7 protein-coding genes and 1 rRNA gene are annotated in these 12,748 nt (G+C 57.7%); 7 read left to right on the top strand and 1 reads right to left on the bottom strand.

The genetic code is table 11. The features are described from left to right. From rrf to aceK, 5 genes are all read left to right on the top strand, one after another. A 5S ribosomal RNA gene (rrf, locus tag AC0TNG_RS11610) occupies nt 1–93 on the top strand; the annotation flags it as partial. Between the two features lie 174 nt (nt 94–267). Then, the gene (gene metA, locus AC0TNG_RS11605) at nt 268–1,197 is read left to right on the top strand and encodes a homoserine O-acetyltransferase MetA (RefSeq protein WP_024906663.1); all 930 of its coding nucleotides are present in this window, start codon (nt 268–270) and stop codon (nt 1,195–1,197) included. Nucleotides 1,198–1,467: 270 nt separating this feature from the next. Next, nucleotides 1,468–3,069 (top strand): malate synthase A, encoded by a 1,602-nt coding sequence (gene aceB, locus AC0TNG_RS11600; protein ID WP_473712507.1) that lies wholly within the window; start codon nt 1,468–1,470, stop codon nt 3,067–3,069. Between the two features lie 31 nt (nt 3,070–3,100). Continuing rightward, nucleotides 3,101–4,405 carry an isocitrate lyase gene (gene aceA / locus AC0TNG_RS11595; protein ID WP_024906665.1) on the top strand — a complete coding sequence of 435 codons (1,305 nt, stop codon included), beginning with the start codon at nt 3,101–3,103 and terminating at the stop codon, nt 4,403–4,405. A gap of 48 nt (nt 4,406–4,453) precedes the next feature. Beyond that, nucleotides 4,454–6,205, top strand: a complete 1,752-nt coding sequence (gene aceK, locus AC0TNG_RS11590) for a bifunctional isocitrate dehydrogenase kinase/phosphatase (protein ID WP_473712506.1) — start codon at nt 4,454–4,456, stop codon at nt 6,203–6,205. Nucleotides 6,206–6,227: 22 nt separating this feature from the next. Here aceK and iclR read toward each other — a convergent pair whose 3' ends face one another. Next, nucleotides 6,228–7,055 (bottom strand): glyoxylate bypass operon transcriptional repressor IclR, encoded by an 828-nt coding sequence (gene iclR, locus AC0TNG_RS11585; protein ID WP_075201537.1) that lies wholly within the window; start codon nt 7,053–7,055, stop codon nt 6,228–6,230. A 193-nt stretch (nt 7,056–7,248) separates the two neighbouring features. On the opposite strand from iclR, the gene metH reads away from it, so the two are divergent. Together metH and AC0TNG_RS11575 are read left to right on the top strand one after the other, a co-directional pair. Then, nucleotides 7,249–10,932 (top strand): methionine synthase, encoded by a 3,684-nt coding sequence (gene metH, locus AC0TNG_RS11580; RefSeq protein WP_473712505.1) that lies wholly within the window; start codon nt 7,249–7,251, stop codon nt 10,930–10,932. Nucleotides 10,933–11,048: 116 nt separating this feature from the next. Further along, nucleotides 11,049–12,680: a Na/Pi cotransporter family protein gene (locus AC0TNG_RS11575; protein ID WP_048990567.1), complete on the top strand. Its 1,632-nt coding sequence runs from the start codon at nt 11,049–11,051 to the stop codon at nt 12,678–12,680. The last annotated feature ends 68 nt before the right edge of the window (nt 12,681–12,748 follow it).

Below are 12,748 nucleotides of genomic sequence, written 5' to 3'. Positions count from 1 at the left end.
CCCACCTGACCCCATGCCGAACTCAGAAGTGAAACGCCGTAGCGCCGATGGTAGTGTGGGGTCTCCCCATGTGAGAGTAGGGAACTGCCAGGCATCAATTAAGAAGAACCCCGTACCGTAAGGTGCGGGGTTTTTTGCTTTTGTTTCCCCCCCTCCTTGAAACTTTCTCACCTTCTGCTTGCAGACTCGACATTCAAACCATTTCTGGGTATCGTTAGCTATCTGGATGTCTAAACGTTTATACGTATGCTGTGAGGATATAAAGCTATGCCGATTCGGGTGCAGGACGAGCTACCAGCCGTCAATTTCTTGCGTGAAGAAAACGTCTTCGTCATGACGGCTTCGCGTGCGACAGGTCAGGAAATTCGCCCGCTGAAGGTGCTTATTCTCAATCTGATGCCAAAAAAGATCGAAACAGAAAACCAGTTCCTGCGTCTTCTGTCGAACTCCCCGCTGCAGGTTGATATTCAGCTGCTGCGAATCGATGCCCGTGAGTCACGTAACACGCCTTCTGAGCATCTGAACAACTTCTACTGTAACTTCGATGACATCCAGGGTGAAAACTTCGACGGACTGATTGTGACCGGCGCGCCGCTGGGTCTGGTTGAATTTAACGATGTCGCCTACTGGCCGCAAATCAAACAGGTGCTGGAGTGGGCAAAAGATCACGTCACGTCCACATTGTTTGTCTGTTGGGCGGTACAAGCCGCACTGAATATTCTCTATGGCATCCCCAAGCAAACCCGCACTGAAAAGCTCTCCGGCGTATACGAACACCATATTCTCCATCCACATGCGTTGCTGACGCGCGGGTTTGATGATTCTTTCCTGGCCCCGCATTCTCGCTACGCTGACTTCCCGGCCCAGCTGATTCGTGATTACACCGATCTGGAGATCCTGGCAGAAACGGAAGATGGGGACGCTTACCTGTTTGCCAGCAAAGATAAGCGCATTGCCTTTGTGACCGGGCATCCTGAATACGATCCGCACACTCTCGCGTCAGAGTATTTCCGTGATGTCGAAGCGGGTCTTAATCCGGATGTGCCGTACAACTATTTCCCGAAAGACGATCCGCAAAACAAACCGAGAGCAACCTGGCGCAGCCACGGGAATTTGCTTTTTACTAACTGGCTCAACTATTACGTCTATCAGATAACGCCATACGATCTGCGTCACATGAATCCAACGCTGGAGTAATCGTCTGCACTAAACGATCCTAAAGCGTTTCAGCTATTCAAATCAGGCACCTTCGGGTGCCTTTTTTATTTCCGAAATACCCCTCATCATTCAGTCAAACTTTAATCTCAATAAAATCAAATAATTAATTGCAATTAAAAATTAAAATGGAAATTGTTTTTGATTTTGGAAAAAATAGAGATAGTCTTAATTCTGCTGAGCGAAAACTACCCAACGATCTTTCGTTCGCATCGGGAGCGTGATTTTGGATCTTTGATGAGGAGCAGAGTAATGACTCAACAGGCAACGACGGTCGATGAACTGGCCTTTACCCAGCCGTATGGCGAGCAAGAACAGCAAGTTTTGACGGCGGAAGCGGTAGAATTTCTGACTGAACTGGTGACTCGCTTTACGCCGCAGCGTAATAAGCTGCTGGCGGCACGTATTCATCAGCAGCAGGAAATTGACGATGGCAAGTTGCCTGGATTCATTTCGGAAACCGCTTCCATTCGTCGTGGCGAGTGGAAAATCCGCGGCATCCCTGAAGATTTACAGGATCGTCGCGTTGAGATCACCGGTCCGGTAGAGCGCAAAATGGTGATCAACGCCATGAACGCCAACGTTAAAGTCTTTATGGCCGATTTTGAAGACTCACTGGCGCCTGACTGGAACAAAGTTATCGACGGGCAGATCAACCTGCGCGACGCCGTGAACGGCACCATCAGCTATACCAATGAAGCCGGCAAAATTTACCAGCTCAAGCCGAACCCGGCGGTGCTGATCTGCCGCGTACGTGGGCTGCACCTGCCTGAAAAACATGTCACCTGGCGTGGGGAAGCCATTCCGGGCAGCCTGTTTGATTTTGCGCTCTATTTCTTCCACAACTACAAAGCCCTGCTGGCGAAGGGCAGCGGCCCCTATTTCTATCTGCCAAAAACGCAGGCCTGGCAGGAAGCGGCCTGGTGGAGCGAGGTCTTCAGCTATGCAGAAGATCGTTTCAACCTGCCGCGGGGCACCATCAAGGCCACGCTGCTGATTGAAACGCTGCCCGCCGTGTTCCAGATGAATGAAATTCTGCACGCCCTGAGAGACCACATTGTCGGCCTGAACTGCGGACGCTGGGACTATATTTTCAGCTACATCAAAACCCTGAAAAACTATCCCGATCGCGTGCTGCCGGATCGCCAGGTCGTGACCATGGATAAACCGTTCCTGAGCGCCTACTCGCGTCTGCTGATCAAAACCTGCCACAAGCGCGGTGCCTTTGCGATGGGCGGCATGGCGGCATTTATCCCGAGCAAAGACGCAGAGCGCAACAATCAGGTGCTCAACAAGGTGAAGGCCGACAAAGAGCTTGAAGCCCGTAACGGTCACGACGGCACGTGGATTGCCCATCCCGGCCTGGCCGATACGGCGATGGAGGTCTTCAACCGCGTACTCGGTGACAATAAAAACCAGCTGTTTGTTACGCGCGAAGAGGATGCCCCAACGGCTGAAGAACAGCTGCTGGCTCCGTGTGCGGGCGAGCGGACGGAAGAGGGCATGCGTGCCAATATTCGCGTCGCCGTGCAATACATCGAAGCGTGGATCTCCGGCAACGGCTGCGTGCCGATCTACGGCCTGATGGAAGATGCCGCGACGGCAGAGATCTCACGTACCTCAATCTGGCAGTGGATCCACCATCAAAAAACGCTCAGCAACGACAAGCCGGTGACCAAATCTCTGTTCCGCCAGATGCTGGCCGAAGAGATGCGGGTGATCCAGGACGAGCTGGGCGAACACCGCTTCAGCAGCGGGCGTTTTGACGACGCTGCGCGCCTGATGGAGCAAATCACCACATCAGATGACTTAATCGACTTCCTGACCCTGCCGGGCTACCGCTTCCTGGCGTAACTCACCACATAACAATATGGAGCATCTGCACATGAAAACCCGTACCCAACAAATCGAAGAGTTAAAGAAAGAGTGGACACAACCTCGCTGGGAAGGCATCCGCCGTCCTTACAGCGCGGAGGAAGTGGTGAAATTACGCGGTTCGGTCAATCCGGAATGCACGCTGGCGCAAAATGGCGCGGCGAAAATGTGGAAGCTGCTGCACGGTGGCTCTAAAAAAGGCTACATCAACAGCCTCGGCGCGCTGACCGGCGGTCAGGCGCTGCAGCAGGCGAAGGCCGGTATTGAGGCGATTTACCTCTCCGGCTGGCAGGTTGCGGCGGACGCCAACCTGGCCTCCAGCATGTACCCGGATCAGTCGCTCTATCCGGCTAACTCCGTGCCGTCGGTTGTGGATCGGATCAACAATACCTTCCGCCGTGCGGATCAGATCCAGTGGGCTGCCGGTATCGAACCTGGCGATCCGCGCTTTATTGACTACTTCCTGCCGATCGTCGCGGATGCGGAAGCGGGCTTCGGCGGCGTGCTGAATGCCTTCGAGCTGATGAAATCGATGATTGAGGCCGGTGCAGCGGCCGTTCACTTCGAAGACCAGCTGGCGTCAGTGAAGAAATGCGGACACATGGGCGGTAAGGTGCTCGTTCCTACCCAGGAAGCCGTGCAGAAGCTGGTTGCCGCGCGTCTGGCTGCTGACGTGCTCGGCGTGCCGACGCTGGTGATTGCCCGTACCGATGCCGACGCGGCTGACCTGATCACCTCTGACTGCGACCCGTACGACAGCGAATTCATCACCGGCGAGCGTACCAGCGAAGGCTTCTACCGCACACATGCCGGCATTGAGCAGGCGATCAGCCGCGGCCTGGCGTACGCGCCGTACGCGGACCTGGTCTGGTGTGAAACCTCCACGCCGGATCTGGCGCTGGCAAAACGCTTTGCCGACGCCATCCACGCGAAATACCCGGGCAAGCTGCTGGCCTACAACTGCTCGCCGTCCTTCAACTGGCAGAAAAAGCTGGATGACAAAACGATCGCCAGCTTCCAGCAGCAGCTGTCCGACATGGGCTACAAATACCAGTTCATTACTCTGGCAGGCATCCACAGCATGTGGTTTAACATGTTCGACCTGGCGCACGCCTACGCGCAGGGTGAGGGCATGAAGCACTACGTTGAGAAGGTGCAGCAGCCGGAGTTTGCCGCGGGTAAAGACGGCTACACCTTCGTGTCTCACCAGCAGGAGGTGGGAACCGGCTACTTTGATAATGTGACCACGATTATTCAGGGCGGCACCTCCTCCGTCACCGCCTTAACGGGTTCAACGGAAGAAGCACAGTTCTAATCTTTTCCCCCTCTCCCCTCTGGGGAGAGGGTTGGGTAAGGGGAATATATGTCGCGTGGCCTGGAATTACTGATTGCCCAAACTATTTTGCAGGGCTTTGATGCCCAGTATGGTCGTTTTCTTGAAGTGACATCCGGCGCGCAGCAGCGCTTTGAACACGCAGACTGGCATGCGGTTCAGCAGGCCATGAAGCAGCGTATCCATCTCTATGATCACCACGTGGGTCTGGTGGTGGAGCAGCTGCGCTGTATTACCGACGGTAAAAGTCCAGACGCGGAATTTTTACTGCGCGTGAAGGAGCACTACACCCATTTGTTACCCGACTACCCTCGCTTCGAGATTGCGGAGAGCTTTTTCAACTCCGTCTATTGCCGGTTATTTGACCACCGCTCATTATCTCCTGAGCGGTTATTTATCTTCAGCTCCCAGCCCGAGCGGCGCTTTCGAACCATCCCACGTCCGCTGGCGAAAGATTTCTTTCCCGATCGCGGATGGGAAAAGCTCCTGCACCGCGTGCTAACGGATTTGCCGCTGCGCCTGCCCTGGGAGAATAAAACCCGGGATATCGGCTATATCTACGCCCATCTCAATGAAGCCTTCGGCGCGGAGGTGCTCAGCCACAGCCATTTGCAGGTGGCCAACGAGCTTTTCTACCGCAATAAAGCCGCCTGGCTGGTGGGCAAACTGGTTACGCCAACCGCCATTGTGCCGTTTCTGCTGCCGATTCACCGTACCGACGACGGGGAACTGTTTGTCGATACCTGCCTGACCACCGGCGCCGAGGCCAGCATCGTGTTTGGTTTCGCCCGCTCTTATTTCATGGTGTACGCCCCGCTGCCTGCCGCGCTGGTGGAGTGGCTGCGCGAGATCCTGCCGGGTAAAACCACCGCCGAGCTGTATATGGCCATTGGCTGCCAGAAGCACGCTAAAACGGAAAGCTACCGGGAATACCTGCGTTATGTCACTACCGCTGATGAGCAGTTTATCGAAGCGCCAGGCATTCGCGGTATGGTGATGCTGGTCTTTACGCTGCCAGGCTTCGACCGGGTCTTTAAGGTGATTAAGGACAGATTCGCCCCGCAGAAAGAGATGACCGCCGCGCACGTTCGCGCCTGCTATCAGCTGGTCAAAGAGCACGATCGCGTCGGGCGCATGGCGGATACCCAGGAATTCGAAAACTTTGTGCTGGATAAACAGCAGATCGACCCGGCGCTCATGACGCTTTTGATGCAGGAAGCGCCTGCGAAAATCACCGATCTGGGTGACAAAATCGTGATTAGTCATCTCTACATTGAGCGCCGCATGGTGCCGCTGAATATCTGGCTTGAGCAGTCCGAAGGTCAGGCGCTGCGGGATGCCATTGAAGAGTACGGCAACGCGATTCGCCAGCTTGCCGCCGCCAATATTTTCCCGGGCGACATGCTGTTTAAAAACTTCGGCGTCACCCGTCACGGGCGGGTGGTGTTCTACGATTACGACGAAATTTGCTACATGACCGAAGTGAATTTCCGCGATATCCCACCGCCCCGCTACCCGGAAGATGAGCTTTCCGGCGAGCCGTGGTACAGCGTTTCGCCGGGCGATGTGTTTCCGGAGGAGTTTCGCCACTGGCTGTGTGCCGACCCGCGTATCGGGCCGCTATTCGAAGAGATGCATGCCGATCTGTTTCGCGCCAGCTACTGGCGCGGGCTGCAAACGCGGATCAAAAACGGGCATGTCGAAGATGTGTACGCTTACCGCCGCAAGCAGCGGTTTTGCATTCGCTTTTCTCCCTCTCCCTGTGGGAGAGGGCCGGGGTGAGGGCATCAGGCCGCACTCAATTTTAACGAATCCCACCGTACGCCAGCGTGACCTCTTTCGCCGCCTTAATCACCAGCGCACCGAGCTCGGTCACGCGGTCGTCGGTCATGCGCGAAATCGGCCCGGAGATGGAGATGGCGGCAAACGGCTCGCGGTGCTCGTCAAAAATGCAGGCCGCGAGGCAGCGCAGGCCCAGGGCATGTTCTTCATCATCAAACGAATAGCCGCGCTTGCGGGTCAGGGCCAGGTCTTCTTTCAGATGCACGGGTGACACCAGGGTGGCGTGGGTATAGGCGTGCAGCCCTTTACGGTGCAGCAGCCCCGTCACCTGCTCCTCGCTCAGCTGCGAGAGAAATGCTTTCCCCGCCCCGGACGCGTGCATCGGCAGCTTGCCGCCAATCGGTGCGGACATGCGCATCAGCTGCGTGCACTGCACCTGGTCGATGATAATCGCCTGATGGTCGCTCTGGTCCAGTACCGCCAGGTTTACCGTCTCGCCGGACTCCTCCATCAGCTTGCGCAGAATCGGGTGCACAATCGCCAGCAGGTTGCGGCTCTGCAGGAAGCTGCTGCCGACGATAAACGCGTGCGCGCCCACCGCCCAGTGCCCCAGCTCGCCCACCTGACGCACAAAGCCCAGCTGCTGCATGGTGGTCAGCAGGCGGTGCGTTGTGGAGTTAGGAAGGCCAGCCTGCTGGGCCAGCTCCGTCAGGGCCACGCTGCTGTGCGACTCGGCTATCCACTCCAGCAGCTTCAGACCGCGCGTGAGCGATTGAACCTGTCCGCCCTGTTGTGCGGCTGTGGTGGCAGCAGGCTTTCTGCCGCGTTTGGCGGGAACGGTCGCGACCATGGCGATCTCCTTTTTCTGTATCGTGGAAATCATTTTCGTTTTATTTGGTGAATTTGCAACCGTTATCCTGACTGATCGGAGGAGTGATGGTGAACATGTCTCATGTTACCCCTGAGTGGCTTTTCCACCCTGCGAGATTGTGCCAGTATGGAAAGCAGCCTTTTGGCCTTGTTGAGCGTTGTCGGGAGCAAGTGTGAGCAGCAAAGTAGAGCAACTGCGTGCGCAGTTAAATGAACGAATTCTGGTGCTGGACGGCGGCATGGGCACCATGATCCAGAGCTATCGTCTGAGTGAAGACGATTTCCGCGGCGAGCGCTTTGCCGACTGGCCATGCGACCTGAAAGGGAACAACGACCTGCTGGTGCTCAGCAAGCCGTCCGTGATTAAGGATATCCATAACGCCTACTTCGAAGCGGGTGCGGATATCGTTGAAACCAACACCTTCAACTCGACAACCATCGCCATGGCGGATTACCAGATGGAATCCCTGTCGGCGGAAATCAACCTGGAAGCCGCGAAGCTGGCGCGCGCCTGCGCCGACGAGTGGACGGCCCGCACGCCGGACAAGCCTCGCTACGTTGCCGGGGTGCTAGGCCCGACGAACCGCACCGCGTCGATTTCACCGGACGTCAACGACCCGGCGTTTCGTAATATCACCTTTGACCAGCTGGTTGCCGCCTACCGCGAATCGACCAGAGCGCTGGTGGAAGGCGGCTCCGACCTGATCCTGATTGAAACCGTCTTCGACACCCTCAACGCCAAAGCCGCAATTTACGCGGTGAAAGAGGAGTTTGAGGCGCTGGGCGTTGACCTGCCGATCATGATTTCCGGCACCATCACCGACGCCTCCGGCCGCACCCTGTCCGGTCAGACAACCGAAGCGTTTTATAACTCCCTGCGCCACGCCGAAGCGCTCTCCTTTGGCCTTAACTGCGCGCTGGGGCCGGATGAACTGCGTCAGTACGTGCAGGAGCTGTCCCGTATCGCGGAATGCTACGTCACCGCCCACCCGAACGCCGGTCTGCCGAACGCGTTCGGTGAATACGATCTCGATGCCGACACCATGGCGGCGCAAATCCGCGAGTGGGCCGAGTCTGGCTTCCTGAACATTGTCGGCGGCTGTTGCGGCACCACGCCGGAGCACATCGCGGCCATGAGCAACGCCGTCGCCGGACTGCCGCCGCGCAGGCTGCCCGAGCTGCCGGTTGCCTGTCGCCTTTCCGGCCTTGAGCCGTTGACCATCGGCGACGACAGCCTGTTTGTGAACGTGGGTGAGCGTACTAACGTCACCGGTTCTGCAAAGTTCAAGCGCCTGATTAAAGAAGAGAAGTACAGCGAAGCGCTGGACGTTGCCCGCCAGCAGGTGGAAAGCGGCGCGCAGATTATCGATATCAATATGGATGAGGGGATGCTCGACGCCGAAGCGGCGATGGTGCGTTTCCTCAACCTGATCGCCGGTGAGCCGGACATCGCCCGCGTGCCGATCATGATTGACTCCTCCAAATGGGAAGTCATCGAAAAAGGGCTGAAGTGCATTCAGGGTAAAGGCATCGTCAACTCTATCTCTATGAAAGAGGGCGTTGATATCTTTATCCACCACGCGAAAATGGTCCGCCGCTACGGTGCCGCCGTGGTGGTCATGGCCTTTGACGAAGTGGGCCAGGCGGATACCCGCGAGCGCAAAATCGAGATTTGCCGCCGCGCGTACAAGATTTTGACCGAAGAGGTGGGCTTCCCGCCGGAAGACATCATCTTTGACCCGAACATCTTCGCCGTGGCGACCGGCATCGAAGAGCATAATAACTATGCCCAGGACTTTATCGGCGCGTGCGAGGACATCAAGCGCGAGCTGCCGCATGCGCTGATTTCCGGCGGCGTATCGAACGTGTCGTTCTCGTTCCGCGGTAACGACCCGGTGCGTGAAGCGATCCACGCTGTGTTCCTCTACTACGCCATCCGCAACGGCATGGACATGGGGATCGTTAACGCCGGACAGCTGGCGATTTACGACGACCTTCCTGCCGAGCTGCGCGATGCCGTCGAGGACGTGATCCTTAACCGCCGCGACGACGCCACCGAGCGCATGCTGGACCTGGCGGAGAAATACCGCGGCAGCAAATCGGATGAGGCGGCAAACGTTCAGCAGGCCGAGTGGCGTTCCTGGGACGTGAAAAAGCGTCTGGAATACTCGCTGGTTAAAGGCATTACCGAATTTATCGAGCTCGATACCGAAGAGGCGCGCCAGCAGGCAGCCCGCCCGATTGAGGTCATTGAAGGCCCGCTGATGGACGGCATGAACGTGGTCGGCGATCTGTTTGGCGAAGGCAAAATGTTCCTGCCGCAGGTGGTGAAATCCGCCCGCGTGATGAAGCAGGCCGTGGCGTACCTTGAGCCGTTTATCGAGGCCAGCAAAGAGAAAGGCTCCAGCAACGGCAAGATGGTCATCGCCACCGTCAAGGGTGACGTGCACGACATCGGCAAGAATATTGTCGGCGTGGTGCTGCAGTGCAATAACTACGAAATTATCGACCTCGGCGTGATGGTCCCGGCGGATAAAATCCTCAAGACCGCGCGCGAAGTGAACGCTGACCTGATTGGCCTCTCCGGGCTGATTACGCCGTCGCTGGACGAGATGGTTAACGTGGCGAAGGAGATGGAGCGTCAGGGCTTCACCATTCCGCTGCTGATTGGCGGGGCGACCACCTCCAAAGCGCACACGGCGGTGAAAATCGAGCAGAACTACAGCGGGCCGACGGTGTACGTGCAGAACGCCTCGCGCACCGTGGGCGTGGTCTCCGCGCTGCTCTCTGACACCCAGCGCGACGATTTTGTGGCGCGCACCCGCAAAGAGTACGAAACCGTCCGCATCCAGCACGGCCGTAAGAAGCCGCGCACCCCGCCTGTTTCACTCCAGGCGGCGCGCGACAACGATCTGGCCTTTGACTGGTCGAGCTATACGCCGCCGGTCGCGCATCGCCTGGGCGTTCAGGAGGTCAGTGCCAGCATCGAGACGCTGCGCAACTACATCGACTGGACGCCGTTCTTTATGACCTGGTCGCTGGCGGGTAAATATCCGCGCATCCTGGAGGATGAGGTGGTAGGCGAGGAGGCGAAGCGCCTGTTTAAAGATGCCAACGACATGCTCGACACGCTGAGCGCAGAGAAGACCCTCAACCCACGGGGCGTGGTGGGGCTGTTCCCGGCTAACCGTGTGGGTGACGACATCGAAATTTACCGCGATGAAACCCGCACTCACGTACTGGCGGTCAGCCGCCATCTGCGTCAGCAAACCGAGAAAGTGGGCTTTGCCAACTACTGCCTGGCCGATTTCGTCGCGCCGAAGTTAAGTGGTAAAGCCGACTATATCGGCGCCTTTGCGGTAACCGGCGGTCTGGAAGAAGATGCGCTGGCGGACGCGTTCGAAGCGCAGCACGATGATTACAATAAAATCATGGTGAAAGCGATTGCCGACCGCCTGGCGGAAGCCTTCGCCGAGTACCTCCACGAGCGCGTGCGTAAGGTGCACTGGGGCTACGCGGCGAACGAAAACCTCAGCAATGAGGATCTGATCCGCGAAAATTACCAGGGGATTCGTCCGGCACCGGGCTATCCGGCCTGCCCGGAACACACCGAAAAAGGCACCATCTGGAAACTGCTGGACGTAGAAGCGCATACAGGTATGAAGCTCACCGAGTCGTTCGCCATGTGGCCGGGCGCGTCAGTCTCAGGCTGGTACTTCAGCCATCCGGACAGCAAGTACTTCGCCGTGGCGCAGCTGCAGCGGGATCAGATCGAAGATTACGCCTTGCGCAAAGGGATGAGCGTATCAGAAGTGGAGCGCTGGCTGGCCCCTAATCTCGGCTACGACGCCGACTAAAATCACTTTTCCTTACAACAAACAGGGCACCTCAATGGTGCCTTGTCTCTTTCTTACGCTTAAACCCTTATACTGAACCTATGGAAAACGAATAACGATAAGGAGGAAAACCTTCCGTGCTGACCCTGTTACATCTGCTCTCTGCAGTCGCACTGCTCGTATGGGGCACCCATATCGTCCGTACCGGCGTGATGCGCGTTTTTGGCGCCCGTTTACGTACCGTCCTCAGCAGCAGCGTTGAGAAGAAGCCGCTCGCCTTCTGCGCGGGCATTGGCGTAACGGCACTGGTTCAGAGCAGCAACGCCACAACCCTGCTTGTCACCTCCTTTGTGGCGCAGGATCTGGTGGCGCTGGCCCCGGCGCTGGTCATTGTGCTGGGGGCTGATGTGGGTACCGCGCTGATGGCGCGTATCCTGACGTTCGATCTCTCCTGGCTGTCACCGCTGCTGATTTTTATCGGCGTGATCTTCTTCCTCGGCCGCAAACAGACGCGGGCCGGCCAGCTTGGACGCGTGGGGATTGGCCTGGGGCTGATCCTGCTGGCGCTGGAGCTGATTGTGCAGGCGGTCACCCCTATTACCGAGGCCAACGGCGTTCAGGTCATCTTCGCTTCCCTGACCGGGGACATCATGCTCGACGCGCTGATTGGCGCGGTGTTTGCCATCGTCAGCTACTCCAGCCTGGCCGCCGTGCTGCTGACGGCCACGCTCACCGCCGCTGGGGCGATCTCCTTCCCGGTCGCGCTGTGCCTGGTGATCGGTGCCAACCTCGGCTCGGGCCTGCTGGCGATGCTCAATAACAGCGCGGCCAACGCCGCCGCCCGCCGCGTGGCGCTCGGCAGCCTGCTGTTTAAGCTGGTGGGCAGCCTGATTATCCTGCCCTTTATACACCCGCTGGCGAACCTGATGGACAACCTCCCGCTGCCGAAGGCGGAGCTGGTGATCTATTTCCACGTGTTCTACAACCTGGTGCGCTGCCTGGCGATGGTACCTTTTGCCGGGTCGATGGCCCGCTTCTGCGAACGCCTCATTCAGGACGAACCGGAGCTGGATGCGCGCCTGAAACCGAAGCACCTGGATACGTCCGCGCTGGATACCCCGGCGCTGGCGCTGGCGAATGCCGCGCGCGAGACGCTGCGCATGGGCGACGCAATGGAAACCATGCTCGAAGGCCTGCAAAAGGTGATGCACGGCGAGCCGCGTGAAGAGAAAGAGCTGCGCAGGTTAGCTGACGATATCAACGTGCTCTATACCGCCATCAAGCTTTACCTGGCGCGCATGCCGCAGGACGAGCTGGCGGAAGAGGAGTCTCGCCGCTGGGCGGAAATTATCGAGATGTCGCTTAACCTTGAGCAGGCTTCGGATATCGTTGAACGCATGGGCAGCGAGATCGCCGACAAATCCCTTGCCGCGCGTCGTGCGTTTTCAGGTGAAGGCCTGAAGGAGCTGGAAGCGCTGCACGAACAGCTGGTCAGCAACCTCAAGCTGGCGATGTCGGTATTCTTCTCCAGCGATGTGCCGAGCGCGCGCCGCCTGCGCCGCAACAAGCATCGTTTCCGTATTCTGAACCGCCGCTACTCGCACGCCCACGTTGAGCGTCTGCACCAGCAGAACGTGCAGAGTATCGAAACCAGCTCACTCCACCTGGGACTGCTGGGCGATATGAAGCGTCTCAACTCGTTGTTCTGCGCGGTGGCGTACAGCGTGATGGAACAGCCGGATGAAGACGACGAGCGGGATGAGTATTAATCTCTGAAAGCGCCTCGCAAAACCTTGTTGCGAGGCGTGACACCTTATCAAGCGCCATTTACCCTTCA

The sequence above is a fragment of the Enterobacter sp. PL_is514 genome, assembly GCF_055816715.1.
This window is presented reverse-complemented; position numbering and strand designations above follow the sequence as displayed.

Coding starts and splice junctions, on each gene's coding strand:
- metA (WP_024906663.1), top strand. CDS start 268: ATGCCGATTCGGGTGCAGGACGAGCTACCAGCCGTCAATTTCTTGCGT.
- aceB (WP_473712507.1), top strand. CDS start 1,468: ATGACTCAACAGGCAACGACGGTCGATGAACTGGCCTTTACCCAGCCG.
- aceA (WP_024906665.1), top strand. CDS start 3,101: ATGAAAACCCGTACCCAACAAATCGAAGAGTTAAAGAAAGAGTGGACA.
- aceK (WP_473712506.1), top strand. CDS start 4,454: ATGTCGCGTGGCCTGGAATTACTGATTGCCCAAACTATTTTGCAGGGC.
- iclR (WP_075201537.1), bottom strand. CDS start 7,055: ATGGTCGCGACCGTTCCCGCCAAACGCGGCAGAAAGCCTGCTGCCACC.